Source organism: Micromonospora sp. NBC_00421 (genome assembly GCF_036017915.1).
Taxonomy (GTDB): domain Bacteria; phylum Actinomycetota; class Actinomycetes; order Mycobacteriales; family Micromonosporaceae; genus Micromonospora.
Genome location: NZ_CP107929.1, coordinates 4,222,159 through 4,239,946, shown reverse-complemented (window position 1 = coordinate 4,239,946; position 17,788 = coordinate 4,222,159). Strand labels below are relative to the sequence as shown.

General features: G+C 73.1%; 18 protein-coding genes. 12 read left to right on the top strand and 6 right to left on the bottom strand.

What is annotated here, in order from left to right; all coding sequences use genetic code 11:
• Nucleotides 1–537: 537 nt before the first annotated feature.
• The 3 genes from OHQ87_RS17585 to OHQ87_RS17575 form a co-directional block, all read right to left on the bottom strand.
• A complete protein-coding gene (locus OHQ87_RS17585) occupies nt 538–1,743 on the bottom strand; it encodes an MFS transporter (RefSeq protein ID WP_328339179.1) in 1,206 nt (401 codons plus the stop codon).
• A gap of 132 nt (nt 1,744–1,875) precedes the next feature.
• Nucleotides 1,876–2,535: a DUF3515 family protein gene (locus OHQ87_RS17580; RefSeq protein WP_442930839.1), complete on the bottom strand. Its 660-nt coding sequence runs from the start codon at nt 2,533–2,535 to the stop codon at nt 1,876–1,878.
• 51 nt (nt 2,536–2,586) lie between these two features.
• On the bottom strand, nt 2,587–2,820 hold the full coding sequence (locus OHQ87_RS17575; RefSeq protein ID WP_067305404.1) for an Lrp/AsnC ligand binding domain-containing protein: 234 nt from the start codon (nt 2,818–2,820) through the stop codon (nt 2,587–2,589).
• A 120-nt stretch (nt 2,821–2,940) separates the two neighbouring features.
• On the opposite strand from OHQ87_RS17575, the gene OHQ87_RS17570 reads away from it, so the two are divergent.
• Both OHQ87_RS17570 and OHQ87_RS17565 read left to right on the top strand, forming a co-directional pair.
• Nucleotides 2,941–3,879, top strand: a complete 939-nt coding sequence (locus tag OHQ87_RS17570) for a thiamine-phosphate kinase (protein WP_328339177.1) — start codon at nt 2,941–2,943, stop codon at nt 3,877–3,879.
• Nucleotides 3,880–3,901: 22 nt separating this feature from the next.
• A complete protein-coding gene (locus OHQ87_RS17565; RefSeq protein ID WP_328339176.1) occupies nt 3,902–4,363 on the top strand; it encodes a GNAT family N-acetyltransferase in 462 nt (153 codons plus the stop codon).
• Nucleotides 4,364–4,453: 90 nt separating this feature from the next.
• Here OHQ87_RS17565 and rpmB read toward each other — a convergent pair whose 3' ends face one another.
• On the bottom strand, nt 4,454–4,645 hold the full coding sequence (gene rpmB / locus OHQ87_RS17560) for a 50S ribosomal protein L28 (RefSeq protein ID WP_007456456.1): 192 nt from the start codon (nt 4,643–4,645) through the stop codon (nt 4,454–4,456).
• A 248-nt stretch (nt 4,646–4,893) separates the two neighbouring features.
• Between rpmB and OHQ87_RS17555 the strand changes: the two genes are divergently transcribed.
• Together OHQ87_RS17555 and recG are read left to right on the top strand one after the other, a co-directional pair.
• On the top strand, nt 4,894–6,540 hold the full coding sequence (locus OHQ87_RS17555; RefSeq protein WP_328339174.1) for a DAK2 domain-containing protein: 1,647 nt from the start codon (nt 4,894–4,896) through the stop codon (nt 6,538–6,540).
• Entirely contained in the window at nt 6,537–8,741 is a 2,205-nt protein-coding gene (recG, locus tag OHQ87_RS17550) for an ATP-dependent DNA helicase RecG (protein ID WP_328339172.1), read from the top strand. The genes OHQ87_RS17555 and recG overlap by 4 nt, the downstream gene beginning before the upstream one ends.
• 1,237 nt (nt 8,742–9,978) lie before the next feature.
• On the opposite strand, the gene OHQ87_RS17545 is transcribed toward recG, so the two are convergent.
• Complete coding sequence (locus tag OHQ87_RS17545; protein WP_328339170.1) at nt 9,979–11,268, bottom strand: cell wall anchor protein; 1,290 nt, start codon at nt 11,266–11,268, stop codon at nt 9,979–9,981.
• A 298-nt stretch (nt 11,269–11,566) separates the two neighbouring features.
• Here OHQ87_RS17545 and rsmD point away from each other — a divergent pair, with 298 nt between their 5' ends.
• From rsmD to mutM, 8 genes are all read left to right on the top strand, one after another.
• Complete coding sequence (gene rsmD, locus OHQ87_RS17540; protein ID WP_328339168.1) at nt 11,567–12,130, top strand: 16S rRNA (guanine(966)-N(2))-methyltransferase RsmD; 564 nt, start codon at nt 11,567–11,569, stop codon at nt 12,128–12,130.
• Complete coding sequence (gene coaD, locus OHQ87_RS17535) at nt 12,127–12,612, top strand: pantetheine-phosphate adenylyltransferase (RefSeq protein WP_328339166.1); 486 nt, start codon at nt 12,127–12,129, stop codon at nt 12,610–12,612. Before rsmD ends, coaD begins: the two co-directional genes overlap by 4 nt.
• Before the next feature lie 144 nt (nt 12,613–12,756).
• A complete protein-coding gene (locus tag OHQ87_RS17530; RefSeq protein ID WP_328339164.1) occupies nt 12,757–13,254 on the top strand; it encodes a hypothetical protein in 498 nt (165 codons plus the stop codon).
• 110 nt (nt 13,255–13,364) lie between these two features.
• Nucleotides 13,365–13,928 (top strand): YceD family protein, encoded by a 564-nt coding sequence (locus OHQ87_RS17525; protein ID WP_328339162.1) that lies wholly within the window; start codon nt 13,365–13,367, stop codon nt 13,926–13,928.
• Nucleotides 13,929–13,933: 5 nt separating this feature from the next.
• Complete coding sequence (gene rpmF / locus OHQ87_RS17520; protein ID WP_088646032.1) at nt 13,934–14,107, top strand: 50S ribosomal protein L32; 174 nt, start codon at nt 13,934–13,936, stop codon at nt 14,105–14,107.
• Between the two features lie 108 nt (nt 14,108–14,215).
• Nucleotides 14,216–15,256 carry a phosphate acyltransferase PlsX gene (locus OHQ87_RS17515; protein WP_328339157.1) on the top strand — a complete coding sequence of 347 codons (1,041 nt, stop codon included), beginning with the start codon at nt 14,216–14,218 and terminating at the stop codon, nt 15,254–15,256.
• Nucleotides 15,253–16,065, top strand: coding sequence for a ribonuclease III (rnc, locus tag OHQ87_RS17510; protein ID WP_328339155.1), 813 nt, complete (start codon nt 15,253–15,255; stop codon nt 16,063–16,065). The genes OHQ87_RS17515 and rnc overlap by 4 nt, the downstream gene beginning before the upstream one ends.
• Nucleotides 16,058–16,915: a bifunctional DNA-formamidopyrimidine glycosylase/DNA-(apurinic or apyrimidinic site) lyase gene (gene mutM / locus OHQ87_RS17505; RefSeq protein ID WP_328339153.1), complete on the top strand. Its 858-nt coding sequence runs from the start codon at nt 16,058–16,060 to the stop codon at nt 16,913–16,915. The genes rnc and mutM overlap by 8 nt, the downstream gene beginning before the upstream one ends.
• On the opposite strand, the gene OHQ87_RS17500 is transcribed toward mutM, so the two are convergent.
• The gene (locus tag OHQ87_RS17500) at nt 16,905–17,732 is read right to left on the bottom strand and encodes an endo alpha-1,4 polygalactosaminidase (protein ID WP_328339151.1); all 828 of its coding nucleotides are present in this window, start codon (nt 17,730–17,732) and stop codon (nt 16,905–16,907) included. The genes mutM and OHQ87_RS17500 overlap by 11 nt on opposite strands.
• Nucleotides 17,733–17,788 lie beyond the last annotated feature (56 nt).

The following is a 17,788-nucleotide window of genomic DNA, read 5'->3' as shown; positions in this document are numbered from 1 at the left end:
GGCAATTGACGTGGGGCAGGTGTGACCGATCAGCCCATGCTGGCCCGCTGATCAGCCGATTGCCGGGCCATCCCTTCGGTCGATCGGGCCGGTGTCGGCCGGCCCGAGGGCTCCGAGGCGGGGCCTACCCGCCGTTTCCGCAGCCAGTGCCCTTGCCGACCCCGGTGGTCGGGCGTCCTGCGTGCCTTTGTGGGGCAATCTCTCGATCGACCGTAGATAGCGGAGAACACCGTTTTCGTTGAGCTTCACGGCCGAGGACGGTCGAACGACCCGTTCGGAAATGGCGAATACCCCAGCGGAGACCGCCGAGTCGGCGAGTGCCGCCGCCTGCTGTTCCCAGCTTCAGGAGTTGCCCAATTCCCACCCGTTGGAACCTGTCCTGATTCGCCGATCAGGACCGCTTGATGAAATCGCTGCAAGCGGACCCGATCGGCGGCTGGGGACTTCTGCGGACGGCAAAATGCAGAATTGGATGTGCACGACCGCCGCCGACTTGCCGACCGAACGACCCGGCAAACCCGAACCGGGGTGCCGAAATCACCGCCCGGTCGGCGGTGGCCGCAGGTCGGGTGTCGTGGCCAGCAGAATTGTCGACCCGGCCGCGAAGACGGCCGCACCGACGAGGACCAGGCCCGGTGACGCGTACGCCAGCGACCACCCGAACACCGCGCCGGCCACCACCGGCACCAGGGTTTCGGCGGCGGCCCCGATCCCGGTCAGCGCCCCCTGCACCGTGCCCTGCTCGTCGGGCCGGACCATGCCTGAGAGCCACGACTGTGCGGCGGCACCACCGACCGCGGCGAGCACGCCGACCGCCTGGAGCAGGTGGAGCAGCCAGGGCACCGTCACGAACGCCGTACCCGCCAGCGCGGCCACCCCGAGCAGGCCGCCGACCACCGCGGCCCGCTTGTCCCCGAGTCGGCGCACGATCGGCCCGACGGCCCTGGCCTGGAAGAGCGCCCCGGCGAGCGCCCCCGCCGCGAGCACGGTGCCGACCCGCGCGGTGCCCCAGGCGAACTGGTGGGTGAGGAAGAACGTCCAGGTCGACTGGTGAGTCATCCGGGCGACGTCGGCGCAGAGCCGGGCGTACGCGAGCCGCCCGAGCACCGGTCGACGCAGGACGGCGACGATGGCGGCGACCGGGTTCGCCGTCCGCAGGGTCAACGGGGTGGTCCGGTCACCGGGCCGCGACTCGGGCAGCACGAACCAGCCGTACCCGACGTTGGCGAAGGACAGCGCGGCGGCGGCGAGGAACGGCAGGCGTACGTCGACGCTGCCGAGCAGGCCGCCGACGGTCGGGCCGGCGACGAAGCCGAGCCCGAACGCGGCACCCACCGACCCGTACGCACGGGCCCGCGCCTCGGGTGCCGTGACGTCCGCGAGGTACGCGTTGACCACTGTGTACGTGCCCGCGCAGGCACCGGCGAGGGCGTGGAACAGCAGCAGCGTCCACGGGCTGGGAGAGACCGCGTGGGCCAGCCAGTCGACGCCGAGGCAGGTGAGCGAGACGAGCAGGACCGGCCGCCGGCCGTACCTGTCGGAGAGCCGGCCGAGCAGCGGCGAGACGACGAACTGCAACAGGCCGTAGACCGAGCCGAGCAGCCCGGACCAGCGGACAGCGGCGGCGGGATCCTCGGTGACGGAGCTCAGCAGGGCCGGCATGATCGGCACGACCAGGCCGAGCCCGAGCATGTCCAGGAAGACGGTGACGAGGAGGAAGGAGAGGGCGGGTGCCCGGCGCATTGCGGCTCCTGGTTGGTGAGGGGGCAGGGCCCCCTCGCCACCCACGGTCAGCCGCAGGTACGGAGGATCAGAATATCGGTGCCGTCAAACGATTTTCGCCGTCGTCTCCACCACCGACCGGCTGCCTGGACCTCAGCGCCGGCAGCCGGACGGGCTGTCCCCGCCGGACGGCACGGAGGCGACCACCGCGTCGGAGATCGGGGTGATCCACTGCAACGGCCCCTCGTACGCCCGGGGCACCGTCACCGTGACCGCGGTCTCCCGGTCGAGGGTGGTGAGCACTGTGGCGTCCGACCGCTCGGCGGCATACCAGCAGACCCGGTTGACGATCCACAGGTCGGCGGTGGCGTCCACGGTCGGCTCGGGGCCGCCGCAGGCGACCGTCAACGCCGGGTCGCCGTAGGCGGCGTTCTGCTCCGCGCCGGCGGTCACCGGGCGCTGGGCGAGCTCCCGGACGGTCGCCGGCAACTGCGACACCAGCGCCCGGCACACCACACCGGGTCGCTCGGCCAGCGCCGGGGCGGCCATCTCGACCGGGGTGACGGACTGGGGACGGAGACTGGTCGGCGACGGGCTCGGCGCGGCGGCCGGCGTGTCCGGGGACAGCCTGTCGAAGGTGAAAGCCGCCACGGCCACCGTCACCGGGACGGCGACCAGGGCGGCGAACAACGCGGCCCGCCGGGTCGACCGGTCCCAACCGGCCCGCCGGCCGTCGGCGGCAGACCGGTCGGTCACCTGGTCGGTCGACGGGGCGGCGTCGGGTGCCCCGGTCGCCGGGTCGGCGGTGGCCACGGAGTCGGTCGCGGTCTGCGGGGTCGCTGGGGAGGGAGTCTTCTCGTCCACTTACAGGCGCACCACCGAACACGTGAGGGTGCGGGTGATGCCGGGCACCATCTGCACGTTGCTGACGATGAGTTTGCCGAGCTCGTCGACCGTGTTCGCCTCGGTGAGGACGACCACGTCGTACGGCCCGGTGACGGCGTCGACGCGTACCACGCCGGTAAGGTCCGCGATCAGACCGGCCACGTCCCGCGCCCGGCCCACCTCGGTCTGGATGAGGATGTACGCCTGTACCACGCTCGACCTCCGTCCGTCGCCGCCCAGGGCGGCCCGAAGGGTGAAAATACCCTACGGAGCAGGGGTGATCCCTATCGGTGGTCGAGCCGAAGCAGCTAGCGAGCTTGTCGGAAGGAAGACATGGGTGTCGCGGACGTCGGCGAGTTCGGCCTCATCGACCGGGTCACCGCCCGGCTGACCTACGGATCGTCCTGCCTGCTCGGGCCGGGCGACGACGCCGCCGTGGTGGCCGCCCCCGACCGGCGGGTGGTCGCCTCCACCGACGTGCTGGTCGAGGGGCGGCACTTCCGGCGGGACTGGTCGAGCGCGCGGGACGTCGGGCACCGGGCGGCGGCGGCCAACCTCGCCGACATCGCCGCGATGGGCGCCACCCCCACCGCCCTGCTGGTCGCCCTCTGCATCCCCGCCGACCTGGACACCGCCTGGGTGGAGGAGTTGGCCGACGGGCTGGCCGCCGAGGCGGCGCTTGTCGAGGCGGGGGTGGTCGGCGGGGACATGTCCGCCAGCGCGACCCTGACCATCGCGGTGACCGCCCTCGGCGACCTGGGCGGCCGGCCACCTGTGGTCCGCTCCGGTGCCCGCCCGGGTGACGTGGTGGCGCTCGCCGGGCGCACCGGCTGGGCCGCCGCCGGGCTGACCGTGCTCTCCCGGGGCTTCCGGACCCCGCGCCTGCTGGTCGAGGCGTACCGGCGACCGGAGGTGCCCTATCCGGCCGGGCCGGAGGCCGCCCGGCTCGGTGCCACCGCCATGATCGACGTCTCGGACGGGTTGCTCGCCGATCTGGGGCACCTGGCGAAGGCCAGCGGCGTCGGCGTGGACCTGCGCCGGGACGCCTTCGAGCTGCCCCGGCAGATGCGCGACGCCGCCCAGGCGCTCGGCGTCGACCCGTACACCTGGATTCTGGCCGGTGGCGACGACCATGCCCTGGTCGCCACCTTTCCCCAGGCGGTGGCCCTGCCGCAGTCGTGGCGGGTGGTGGGCCGGGTGGCCGAGGGCGCCGGGGTGACCGTCGACGGTGACGCGTACGACGGACCGGCCGGCTGGGACCACTTCCGGTAAGGGGCGGTCGTACCCTTCACCCGTGAGTGAGATCGAGATCCGCCCGCTCGGCTTCGACGCGCCGGTGGCGCAGACGCTGATCCGGGCGACCCTGGCCGACCTGGGCGTCCGGTACGGAGGCAACGGCGACGAGACCCCCGTCGACCCGACCGAGTTCGCGCCGCCGCACGGCGACTTCCTCGTCGCCCGCCTCGACGGCGAGCCGGTGGGCTGCGCGGGGTGGCGCAGTCACGGCGACGACGACGCCGAGTTGAAGCGGATGTACACCGCCCCGGCCGTCCGGGGGCGCGGGGTGGCCCGCGCGGTGCTGACCGCCGTCGAGGACTCGGCCCGCCGGCACGGACGCAAGCGGATCATCCTGGAGTGCGGTGACCGGCAGCCCGAGGCGATCGCCCTGTACACCTCGGCGGGATACGAGCGGATCCCCAACTTCGGCTACTACGCCGACGCCCCCGGCTGCCTGTCGTTCGGCCGGGTGCTCTGACCGCCGCCGGACACGGGCACACGACGATACCGGCGGGCCGTCGTGGCCCGCCGGTATCGTCGAAGCTGAAGCGGTGGAGGTGCTACCGGGTCAGGCGCGGGTGACCTTGCCGGCCTTGATGCACGAGGTGCAGACCTGGAGCTTCTTGGTGTTGCCACCACCGGCCGGGGTACGCACCGACTGGATGTTCGGGTTCCAGCGGCGGTTGGTCCGCCGGTGCGAGTGGGACACGTTGTGGCCGAAGCCCGGTCCCTTGCCACAGACGTCGCACACGCTAGCCACGGGATACTCCTGAGATTGATACGTTCATGAGGTCGCCGGCAGGCGCTGCCCGGACAACCTGGCCAGGTTACCCGATGGACCCCGGGCCGGCCCAACCGGCCCGTCCCGGCCCGCCGTAGCCGCTTGCGGTGTGCGCCCGGTCACCGTCCCGGGTGCCTCCGCCGGCCGGCGCGCGTCTCCGCCGACCGGCGCGGGGACACGCCGGGCGACCCCGGCGGGTGTCGGTCGCCGCCAGTAGGCTTCTGGCCGTGCTGGACACCCTCGACGACGCCGCGGTACGCCGCTGGTGCGCGAGCGGCCTCGCGGTCCTGCGTCGGCACCAGGGCGAGATCGACGACCTCAACGTCTACCCCGTCCCCGACGGGGACACCGGCACCAACCTCGTGCTCACCCTCACCTCGGCCCAGCAGGCGCTGGCGATGGACCTCGGCACCCTGCCGGAGGACGGCAACACCGCGCACGGGCACGCGTTGCGGCTGATGGCCCGGGGAGCGCTGCTCGGCGCCCGGGGCAACTCCGGGGTGATCCTCTCGCAGATCCTGCGCGGCCTCGCCGACGCCCTCGGCGTCGTACCCGCAGTCGCCGGCCGGGCGCTGGCTGCCGCGTTGCGCGACGCCACCACCGCCGCCTATGCCGCGGTGGCCCGGCCGGTCGAGGGCACGGTGCTCAGCGTGGTCGCCGCCGCCGCGACCGCCGCCGAGCAGGCCGACAGCGACGACCTGCGCACGGTGACCCGGGCCGCCGCCGGTGAGGCCGCCCGCGCGTTGGCCCGTACCCCCGAGCAGTTGCCCGCGCTGGCCCGCGCCGGCGTGGTCGACGCCGGCGGCCGGGGGCTCTGCCTGCTGCTCGACGCGCTGGTCGAGGTGGTCACGGGGGAGATCCCACCCCGGCCGACGCCGGTGACCCGCACGGTCCGCCCGCCGCTGACCGCCGTCCGGGAGACCGGCTCCACCGAGTACGCCTACGAGGTGCAGTTCCTCCTCGACGCCCCGCACGAGGCGGTGACCCGGATGCGCGCCGAACTGGCCACGCTTGGCGACTCGCTGGTGGTGGTCGGGGACGGCGGCTCACCCGCCGAGTCCACCACCTGGAACGTCCACGTCCACGTCAATGACGTCGGGGCGGCGGTCGAGGCCGGGGTGGTCGCCGGCCGGCCGTACCGGATCTCGGTGACCCGGTTCGCCGAGCACCACGCGCCGGCCGAGCAGGCTGCGCCGGCCCCCGCGCCCGGTCCCACCGCCGCCGACGGGCGGGCGGCCGTGGTGGTCGCGGCCGGCGACGGCATCGCCGAGCTGTTCGGTGCCGAGGGGGCGACAGTGGTGCCGGGCAACCCGTCCACCGGTGAGCTGCTGGACGCGATCCGGGCCACCGCCGCCGCCCGGGTGGTGGTGCTCCCCAACGACCCGAACACCCAGGCCGTGGCGAGCGCCGCCGCCAGGGAGGCGCACCGGCTCGGAGTGAAGGTGAGCGTGGTGCCGACCCGTTCGCCGGTGCAGGCGCTCGCCGCCCTCGCCGTCCGGGACCCGCAGCGCCGGTTCGAAGACGACGTCATCGCGATGGCCGAGGCCGCCGGCGCCTGCCGGTACGCCGAGGTGTGCCACGCCAGCCGGGAGGCGCTGACCGTCGCCGGCCCGTGCCGCCCCGGTGACGTGCTGGCCCTGGTCGAGGGCGAGGTCCACCTGATCGGCAGCGACCTGGTCGACACCTGCGCGGCCATGGTCGACCGGATGCTCGGCGGCGGCGGCGAGCTGGTCACCCTGCTCACCGGCGCGGACGCCCCGACCGGTCTCGTCGAGGCGGTCCGGGAGCACGTGAGCCGGCGCTGGCCCTTCGTCGAGGTGCAGGCGTACCCGGGTGGGCAACCGTACTATCCGCTCCTGGTGGGGGTCGAATGACGACGGCCGAACCGGCCACGGTGGACACCGCGCTCAAGAAGCTGGTCGGGGAGAAGACCGCCAAGGCGCTCGCCGGCCACCTCGACCTGCACACCGCCGGTGACCTGATGTACCACTTCCCACGCCGCTACGACGAGCGCGGTGAGCACACCGACATCCGCTCGCTGGACGTCGGAGAGCAGGTCACCGTGCTGGCCCAGGTGCAACGCACGGCGGTACGACCGATGCGGCAGCGTCGGGGCAACCTGCTGGAGGTGACCGTCGGTGACAACTCCGGCGGGACGCTGACCCTGACCTTCTTCGGCAGCCAGGCGTGGCGGGAGCGGGAGCTTCGGCCCGGCCGGTGGGGGCTGTTCGCCGGCAAGGTCACCGAGTTCCGGGGCAGACGGCAGCTCAACGGCCCGGAGTACGTCCTGCTCGGCGAAGGGGGCGAGGGTGAGGTGGCGGCCTCCGAGGAGGTCGAGGAGTTCGCCGGGGCGCTGATTCCGGTCTACCCGGCCGCAGCGGCCGTGCCGACCTGGGTTATCGCCCGCTGCGTCCGGGTGGTGCTGGACACCGTCACCCCGCCGGACGATCCGCTGCCGACGGAGCTGCGGGTCGGCCGGAAACTGGTCGGCATCGGCACCGCGCTACGCGAGATCCACCGACCGTCCAGCAAGGAGGAGCTCTACCGGGCCCGCCGCCGACTCAAGTGGGACGAGGCGTTCGCCGTACAGCTGACCCTGGTGCAGCGCAAGCTGCGGGCGGCGTCCTGGCCGGCGAGGCCGCGCCCGGCGAAGGCGGGCGGCCTGCTCGACGCGTTCGACGCCCGGCTGCCCTACGAGCTGACCTCCGGCCAGCGGGACGTCGCCGTCGAGATCGCCGCCGACCTGGCCGAGCCGCACCCGATGCACCGGCTGTTGCAGGGTGAGGTCGGTTCCGGCAAGACGGTGGTGGCCCTGCGGGCGATGCTCCAGGTGGTCGACGCGGGCGGCCAGGCGGCGCTGCTCGCCCCGACCGAGGTGCTCGCCGCCCAGCACCACCGGGGCATGCTCGACCTGCTCGGCCCGCTTGCCCAGGCCGGTGAGCTGGGCGCGGCCGACGACGCGACCCGGGTGGAGCTGGTCACCGGCTCGCTGGGCGCGGCGGCCCGCCGCCGGGCCCTCGCGGAGGTCGCCGAGGGGCGGGCCGGCATCGTGCTCGGCACCCACGCCCTGCTCTACGAGGGGGTCGACTTCGCCGACCTGGGCCTGGTGGTGGTCGACGAGCAGCACCGCTTCGGCGTGGAGCAGCGCGACGCCCTGCGGTCCAAGGCCGACCAGCCGCCGCACGTGCTGGTGATGACGGCCACCCCGATCCCGCGCACGGTGGCGATGACCGTCTACGGCGACCTGGAGACGTCCACCCTGTCCCAGTTGCCGCAGGGACGGTCCCCGATCGCCTCGCACGTGGTACCGGCGGCCGAGAAGCCGGCCTTCCTGGACCGGGCCTGGCGGCGGGTGCGCGAGGAGGTCGACGCCGGCCACCAGGCGTACGTGGTCTGTCCGCGGATCGGTGAGGGGCCGGCAGTCGAGGAGGAGCCGCCCCGGGAGGACGACAACGGGCGGCGGCCGCCGCTGGCGGTGACCGAGGTGGCGCCGCTGCTCGCCGAGGGGCCGCTGCACGGGCTGCGGATCGGCGTCCTGCACGGCCGGCTGCCCGCCGACGAGAAGGACGCGGTGATGCGCTCCTTCGCCGACGGCAAGCTGGACGTGCTGGTCGCCACCACTGTGGTGGAGGTCGGCGTCAACGTGCCCAACGCCACCGTGATGATCGTGCTGGACGCCGACCGGTTCGGTGTCTCGCAGCTGCACCAGCTCCGTGGCCGGGTCGGTCGGGGCTCGGCACCCGGGCTCTGCCTGCTGGTGAGCGAGGCGGCCGAGGGTTCGTCGGCGCGCGAGCGGTTGGACGCGGTCGCCTCCACCACCGACGGGTTCAAGCTGGCCGAGCTGGATCTGGAACAGCGCAGGGAGGGCGACGTGCTGGGGGCGACCCAGTCCGGCCACCGCTCGCACCTGCGGTTGCTGTCCCTGCTCCGCGACGCCGACCTGATCCGCGACGCCCGCGCCGAGGCGCTCACCCTGGTCGAGGAGGACCCGGAGCTGACGCGTCACCCGGCGCTGGCGGCCTCGGTCGCCGCCCTGGTCGACGAGGAGCGCGCGGAGTACCTGGAGAAGGGCTGACCCACCCCCCGCCCCGCCGTGCCCGTGCCGTGGTCTGCGTCGCCCGTGGTCTGCGTCGCCCGTGGTCTGCGCTGCTCCTTTTGGGCGGCGAGCTGCTCGGCGACGCTCTGTGCGGCGGGGTGCTTCCCTGCGTTGCCGGGTTCTGCTCCGGGCTGCTCGACCATGCTCCGGGGCGGTCCGGTCCCGCTCGCGCCGTGTGACAACCTGCACAGTTAGTGAATGGCAATCGCTGCCCTGCTCAGGGCGGGTTAGCCGGTCGAAGCACATCGTTACTGAGGGCAGCGACGCTTGGTACATCCGCGTCCTTTGGAGCTGATGACGTTAACGGATCACACACCACCCACCACTACAACACCGTTGCGTTAACGCCGTGGGCGGCTGGTCAACCCGGGACAGGAAGTGCCCGATCGGGGAGCGGGGTGGGCCCGCTTGGCGATCATGGAGTTGTGGTGCCGACTTTGGGGGTTTACGGGCGTTCTGTTGCCCACCACAACTCCATGATCGGCGAGGCAGCGGTGGTTGACGAACAGCCGTTCCCCCTAACGCAACGGTGTTGCCCACCACTAGCGCGGCCCGGCCCGGCCCGGCTCGGCTCGGTCCGGCTCGGTCCGGCTCGGTCCGGCTTGGCTTGGTTCGGCCTGGCCGGCCTGGCCTGGCTTGGCTCGGCTCGATTTAGCTCGGCTCGGCCCGTTCTGGCTCGGTCGGGTATGGGCCTTCGATCTAGTCCCGCCTGTTGGTCCTGTTCGGTTCGGTGGTCCGGTGGTCCGGAGGGTGACTCGTTAACGTCATCAGCTCTACAGGACACCGACGGGGTAACGGTGCCCCCGGTGGGGGCCGGTGATGGCCGGAGCGGCTGTAGGCGTCGGCGACCGCGTGGGCAATCGGATCGGCAATCGGATCGGCAAGGAACGCTGTCCCTGCGCGACGACCAGCAGCGGCACCAGCACCAGCACGGCCACCATCGGATCGGCAATCGAATTGGCTCGGCTCGGTTCGGTTCGGCTTCGGACAGTGCCGGAGGTGGTGCGTCGGGGATCCCGCAGCACCGGGCAATGACGCCCGACCCACCGACGTGCCAGAAGCGACCCCTGGCTCTCGACACCCCACCGTCCGGCGGGGCGACGTCTCTCATCCACCGTCCGGCGGGGCGACGGCTGCGGGGCCACACGACGCAGGCGCGTGCCGACCGGGTGGTCGGCACGCGCCTACGTCGTGGTACGGGTCAGGCGTGTTGCGGTCAGACGGTGAAGCGGATCCGTCGGCGTCGGGCGGCGAAGAAGAGCACCACGCCGGCTGCCAGCAGGGTGGCAGCGCCGGCCGCGATGGCACCGGCCGCCGCGCCGGTCACCGGGAGGCCGCCGTCCTGGTCGCCCCCGCCGCTGCCGCCGCCCGTGGACGGGCAGTCCTTCGGCTGCTCCCACTTGAGCGGGCCGCCGGAGTCGAGGTCGCCGGTGACGGTGACGGTGAGGCCCTTGTTGGCCGGGAAGCTGACCGTGCCGGTCCGGCCGGGCTCGACGGTCAGCTTCTTCGGCTCACCCTTGTTGGGGGTGAAGACGGAGGTCAGCGGGGCGCCGTCCTCCGGGTTGCTGATCCGGAAGATCATCTTGTCGCAGTCGGATTCGTAGCTGGCGTCAGGCGTGCCCACCTCGGGCTGCTGGCAGTCCGCCGGCTTCTGCCAGCCGCCGGTGAAGTCCTTCATGCCCGGGGCGGCCACGGTGATCTCCTGCGCCTCCCCGGCGCTGAGCTTCCGGGTCTCGATCTTGCGAAGCGGGACGGTCACCTTCTCGGTGAAGCCACCACTGCCGGTGATGGTGAACGTCGCCTCGGCGTTGCCGCTGCGGTTGACCAGGGTCAGCTCGACGTTGCCGTCGCAGTCGGACTCGGCGATCACCTCGGGCGCCGCCGAGCAGGTGCCCGAGCCGCCGTTGTACCAGGCGCGCGGGCCGGTGGAGCGGGCGCCGATGCCGGACGGGCTGCCGACCTTGCGGTCGCCGTACCGGTCGCTGGTGTCGGTCAGCGGGTCGATCAGCTTGCTGCCGAAGACGAAGTCGACCTGGGTGTAGCAGTTCGGCACCTCGACGGCGAAGTCGAGGGTGGCCACCCCCAGCTCACCCGGGGCCACCCCGGTGAACTTCTTGATCGACTTGTCGAGCACGTACTGCGGCACGGCGAACTTCGCCGACGGCGTCACGTACGACACCAGGGCGAGTTCCTGCTCCTCGCCCCGGCAGAGAGGGCCGTTGGTCAGGGTGATCGAGGCCTTGCCCGCTGGGCCGTCGAAGGTGTGCGTGTAGCGCGCGTCGGCGGCGGCGACGCAGGACGGCGCGGTCGGCTCGTCCGACGGGGTGGTGGCCGTCGCGCTCGGTGTGGCCGTGGCCGTGGCCGTCGGGGTGGCCGTGGCCGTCGGGGACGGCGAGGCCGGGCTGGCACTCGCCGGAGCGGTGCAGGCAAGGACCGTGGCCAGGCCAGCCAGGGCGGCGGCGGTCACGGCGAGCGGTCGCCGGAGCGACAGCTGGGGACGGATCACGCGTACTCCCGGGGTGAAGATGCGTCAGGGGTGCGGCGGGGGGTGGCGTTGCCAGGTCGCGGTGCGCGTGCGGAGCGCCGCGACGGCGCCTCCCGGCGCCCCGGCCGGCGGAGCGGCACCGGCACCGGGCAGACCCTAGTGGGCTCGCCGATCCGGGCACAGCGCACAGCTGGCACCGAAGAGCTTGTTATGTATTTGAGATCATTCATGTACAGGAAGTGATCACTTGAACACGAAGGTGAATGGATCGGACGGTCCGCCCGTCGCGTAGCGTCACAGACATGGACAGGGGGAGACCATGACCCGGATCGTGGCCGGCACGCTCGGTGGCCGGCGGATCGCCGCACCCGCCGGCGCCGGCACCCGACCCACCTCCGACCGGGTGCGGGAGGCGCTCTTCAGCGCCGTCGCCACCGAGGTGGACCTGGTCGGCGCGCGCTTCGCCGACCTGTACGCCGGCTCCGGCGCGGTCGGGCTGGAGGCGTTGTCCCGGGGTGCCGGGCACGTGTTGCTCGTCGAGTCCGATCCCCGGGCCGCCCGGGTGATCCGGGAGAACGTCGCCGTGCTCCGCGCCGCCCCGGCCGCCCGGCTGGTGGCCGGCAAGGTGGCCGCGGTACTCACGGCAGGTCCCGGCGGCGAGCCGTACGACGTGGTCTTCGCCGACCCCCCCTACGCGGTGCCGGACGACGAGATCACCGCGCTGCTGGCCGCCCTGGTCGACCACGCCTGGCTCGCCCCCGACGCGCTGGTGGTGGTCGAACGGTCCACCCGCGGTGGACCGTTGGAATGGGTGCGGGGCATCACCGCCGACCGCAGCCGGCGTTACGGCGAGACCACTCTTTGGTACGGTCGCCGATCATGAGACGTGCGGTGTGTCCCGGCTCGTTCGACCCGGTCACCAACGGACACCTCGACATCGTCGGACGGGCCAGTCGGCTCTTCGACGAGGTGATCGTGGGCGTGCTGGTGAACCAGTCCAAGAGCGGCCTGTTCACCGTCGAGGAGCGGATCGACATGCTCCGCGAGGTGACCTCCTCATACGGCAACGTGCGGGTCGAGTCCTTCCGTGGCCTGCTCGTCGACTTCTGCCGGGCGCAGGAGGCGAGCGTGCTGATCAAGGGCCTGCGGGCGGTCAGCGACTTCGACTACGAGCTGCAGATGGCCCAGATGAACATCGGCCTGGCCGGCGTGGAGACGCTGTTCATGCCGACCAACCCGCTCTACTCGTTCCTCTCCTCCAGCCTGGTGAAGGACGTGGCCAAGTGGGGTGGCGACGTCTCCTCCCACGTCCCCGAGACCGTCCGACAGGCGCTTGCGGCCCGGCTCACCGTCCCCCGTCCCTGACCGTCGTCCGGCAGCGGGCGGCGCGTCGGGCCGGGGTGGTGGCGGCGGTGGTGGCCGGGGCACGACATCATGTGGTGCAGCGCCGAAGCCGGGCGCAGGCCGCATCATGTAGGTCGGCCGACGAACGACAGGAGTGAGGTACCGGTGGACCCGCTCGATCGCATCGACGAACTGATCGCCATGGTGGAGCAGGCGCGCTCCGTCCCGATGTCGCGCAACAACTGCATGGTCGACCGGGGCGAGATGATCGCCGCCCTCGACGAGATGCGCGCCGATCTCCCCGCCGACCTGCGCCGTGCCGCCGCCCTCCTGGAGGAGCGGGACAAGATCATGGACGCCGGCAAGCGGGAGGCCGACCGGATCATCAGCGAGGGTGAGGCGGAACACGCCCGACTGGTGTCGGTGAACGAGATCACGGTCTCCGCCGAGCACGAGGGGGCGCGGATCATCGCCGAGGCCCGCGCCGAGGCGCAGCGGCTGCGTGACGAGGTCGACGACTACGTCGACACCGCGCTGGCGAACTTCGAGCAGTTCCTCACCCGGGCGCTGGCGTCGATCGAGCGCGGGCGGGACAAGATGCACGCGCTGCGGGAGATCGGCACCTTCGGTGGGGACGAGGCGGAACGCCCGCTACCCTTCTGAGCGGCACCTCATCGCACCGACGGACTGGTCGGGCGTCGCCCCCGGTTCGACGATCCGGCGGTCGCCCAGGTAACCTTTTTTGTCGGCCTCTCACCGGCCGGAGTCTGACTATGCCCAAACACTCGCCTTCATCACTCAACCCCAAGGCGCCGCTGGTCCTCGACACGAGGGATCTGCCGCGTCGCCCTGGTGCGTTGCGTACGCTTCGGCGGGTCGTGCCGGCACCGGCGGACCTCGGCGTGGAGTTGATCGGCGTGCCGGCGGGCGCGGACCTCGACCTCGACCTGAGGTTGGAGTCGGTGTCCGAGGGCGTGCTCGTCTCCGGGACCGTCACCGGTCCCGTCCAGGGCGAGTGCGGCCGTTGCCTGCGCGCGATCGACTACTCGGTGGCCGTGAACGTCCAGGAGCTGTACGCGTACGAGAACAGCACCACGGACATCACGACCGACGAGGACGAGGTGGGCCGGATGCAGGACGATCTGATCGACCTGGAGCCGGCGCTGCGGGACGCGGTGGTGCTCACGCTGCCGACCAACCCGCTCTGCCGGGAGGACTGCCCAGGGCTGTGCCCCGAATGCGGGGTGCACTGGGACGATCTGCCGGCCGATCACAGCCACCAGCAGATCGACCCGCGTTGGGCGAGCCTGTCGCAACTGAACCGTACAGAGGAGTAGGAACCGTGGCCGTCCCGAAGCGCAAGATGTCGCGCAGCAACACCCGGTCCCGCCGGGCGAACTGGAAGGCGGCTGTGGTCGCGACCGTGGCCTGCCCGCAGTGCAAGTCCCCCAAGCTGCCGCACGCGGCGTGCTCCGTATGCGGCACGTACAACGGCCGCCAGGTTCTCGAGGTCTGACCTGGACGCCGAGTGACACCCCCGACCACGGGTCGGGTGGCGCGCGCACCCAGACGATCGCCCGGTGCCCCGGCTCCGTCCGACGCCGACCGGCCTGCTCCGGCCGGCGTGACGACGGAGCCGGGCACCGCGCGGATCGCCGTTGACCTCCTCGGCGGGGACGATGCTCCCGCCGTCGTGGTTGACGGCGCTCTGCGGGCGGTGCGCGCCGACCCGGACCTGCACCTGCTGCTCGTCGGCCCGACCGAGGTCGCGGCCGGGGTGGTCGACGCCCTGACCCCGGCGCAACGGACCCGGATCACGATCCGCGCGACCCGTACCGCCGCCGGGTCGGCCGACCACGCCCCCCGTGCCGACAGCACCGTGCGCGCGGCGGTCTTCGCCGTCCGTGACGGCGCTGCCGACGCGCTCGTCTCCGCCGGGTCCACCGGCGCCACCGTCTCCGCCGCCGCCCTCGGCTTCGGCCGCTGGGCCGACGTGCGCCGACCCGCGCTGGTGGCGACCCTCCCGGCCGTCTCCGGCCCGGTGATCCTGCTCGACGTCGGTGGCTCGCTGGAACCCCGACCTGCCACCCTGGTCCGCCACGCCGCGCTGGGTGCGGCCTTCGCCGCCGTCGCGCACGCCATCGACGCGCCCCGGGTCGGCCTGCTCTCGGTGGGCACCGAGGCCGGCAAGGGGGACCGCCCGCGCCGGACCGCCGACCCGCTGCTCGCCGCCGCACCGCTGCCCTGCGATGCCCGCTACGTCGGCCTGGTCGAGGGGTACGACGTGACGCTGGGCGTCCACGCCGACGTGGTGGTCACCGACGGCTTCACCGGTAACGTCCTGCTCAAGGCCATCGAGGGGGCTTACGCGATGGCCGGGGGACCGCCCGCAAGCGGTGGCGCCCCACGGGCGGCGGCCCTGCTCGGGGTGGCCGGCACCGTGGTGGTCTGCCACGGCGCGGCGACCCCGGACGACGTCGCCTCCGGTATCGCCCTGGCCGCCCACCTGTGGCGTCGCCGGGCCACCGACCGGGTCCGGGAACAGCTCGCCGCCCTCCCGGCCGACGACGGCACCGACCAGGAGCGCGGGGACGCGCCGGCCCGGCCCGCCGGTCACCCGACCGGGTATCCCGTAGTCGTGAACGAAGCAGAGGTAGGGACATGACCAACGACAAGCGGCGGCGTTCGCCCGTCAGCCATCTGGAGGGGGCGTTCGGGGTGACACTCGACGCCGAGCTGTTGGAGCGGGCGCTGACCCACCGGTCGTACGCGTACGAGAACGGCGGGCTGCCCACCAACGAGCGGCTGGAGTTCCTCGGCGACTCGGTGCTCGGCGTGGTGATCACCACGGCGCTGTTCCGCAACCACCCGGACCTGCCCGAGGGGCAACTGGCGAAGCTGCGGGCCAGCGTGGTCAACATGCGCGCCCTGGCCGACGTGGCCCGGGGGCTAGGCCCGGACGGGCTCGGTGCCTACCTGCTCCTCGGCAAGGGGGAGGAGACCACCGGCGGGCGGGACAAGGCGAGCATCCTCGCCGACACCCTGGAGGCGCTGCTCGGCGCGATCTACCTCCAGTACGGGCTGGACACCGCGGCGATCGTCGTCCACCGGCTCTTCGACCCGCTGATGGCCGAGTCGGCGGGCCGGGGCGCCGCACTGGACTGGAAGACCAGCCTCCAGGAGCTGACCGCCGCGCTGGGCCTGGGGGTGCCCGAGTACCGGATCGAGGGCACCGGCCCGGACCACCTGAAGACCTTCACCGCCTGGGTGGTGGTGGCCGGCAACCGTTACGGCGGGTCCGAGGGGCGCAGCAAGAAGGAGGCCGAGCAGCGGGCCGCCGAGGCGGCCTGGCGGGAACTCACCGCGCAGGCCGAGCGGGACCGGTCCGACGCCGTGTCATCCGACGCTGAGCAGCCCGACGGCGTGCAGCCGATGGTGGACGAGGCCGCCGAGGTGGGGTCGGGCCGTGCCTGAGCTGCCCGAGGTCGAGACGGTACGGCAGGGGCTGGCCCAGTGGGTCACCGGCCGGCGGATCGCGACGGTGGAGGTACGTCACCCCCGGGCCGTCCGGCGGCACCTCCCCGGTGCGGCGCACTTCGCCGACGTGCTGGCCGGTCGGACGGTGACCGACGTACGACGGCGGGGCAAGTACCTGTGGCTGCCATTGGACAGCGGTGACGCCCTCGTCGGCCACCTGGGCATGTCGGGGCAGCTGCTGCTCCAGCCGGCCGAGGCGGCCGACGAGCTGCATCTGCGGGTCCGGTTCCGGTTCGCCGACGACGGTCCGCAGCTGCGCTTCGTCGACCAGCGGACGTTCGGCGGGCTCGCGGTCAGCGAGGGCGGGGCCGAGCTGCCCGCCGAGATCGCGCACATCGCCCGCGACCCGATGGACCCGGAGTTCTCCGACGCCGGGTTCGTCGCCGCGCTGCGCCGCCGGCGTACGGAGGTCAAGCGCGCCCTGCTGGACCAGACGCTGCTCTCCGGGGTGGGCAACATCTACGCCGACGAGGCGCTGTGGCGGGCCGGGCTGCACGGTGCCCGGCCGACCGACGCGGTGACCGCCCCCGCTGCGGGTCGGCTGCTCGGGCACGTGCGGGACGTCCTCGGCGAGGCGATCAAGCAGGGCGGCACCAGCTTCGACGACCTGTACGTCGACGTCAACGGGGAGAGCGGCTACTTCGACAGGTCGTTGAACGTCTACGGCCGGGAGGGCGAGCCCTGCCGCCGCTGCGGTGCGCCGATCCGCCGGGAGGCGTTCATGAACCGGTCGTCGTACAGTTGCCCCCGCTGTCAGCCCCGCCCCCGGGGTGCCCTCAGGGGGTGACCCGGAGCCGGTTCGGGGTCGCCCCGGCGGCCGGCTGCCCTGGGGTGGGGCAGGGCTCGCGCCAGGCGTCCAGGGTGCGGTTCTTGCGGATCGAGGCGAAGCCGTAGCCGATCGTGGTCACGCAGAAACGGGCCGGGTCACCGGCGTACTCGACCTGGAAGACCGGCTTGTGCGCGTCGGCGAAGGGGAGCAGCTTGGCGCAGCGGCGCAGCCGGACGCACTCCTCGTCGACCGCGAAGTCGAAGTCCGGCGCGAGCGCGGCCACCTGACCGACGTCACCGACCAGGCCGGGGGAGAGGCCCAGCCCCCGGGCCAGCCCGGCCGTCAGCCGGTTGAACGCCAACTGGTCGTCGAAGTCGAGCGGGAAGCCGGACCGGTGGGCGTACCCGTCGGCGTCGACGAGGGCCACCGCGCCGAACCCCTTGCCCCGGCAGAGCCGGAACCGGTCGGCGAGGACGGGACGCAGCAGGTCCCACCGCCGGACGTCCACCCAACGGCTCCCGGGCCGCCCGGCCGCACCGCCGCCGACCGCCGCCGGGTAGCGGTCGGCGTCCGGATCGGTCCCGGCGTACGTCCCGACGGGGACGTGGCAGACCAGTCGCCGGTCGCGCCGGCGCAGCGCCCCGGTCTCGGCGCTGCTCACCCGGACCGGGTCGAGGAGGAACACGTCGGCCTCGACGGTGGTGTCGACCGGCCCGGTGAGCTGCCACTGCCACCGCCACTGCGGGGCGGCGGCGGGCGGCCAGGGGGTCGGTGCGCCGGGCGGCCCGAGGTCGGGACGGCAGGCGTACACCGGGGTCAGCAGGGCGAGTGCCACGGCGGCCGGCAGCGTCCGGCGGGCCGGCTGCCGGTGTGGTGACCGGGCGGACGCGG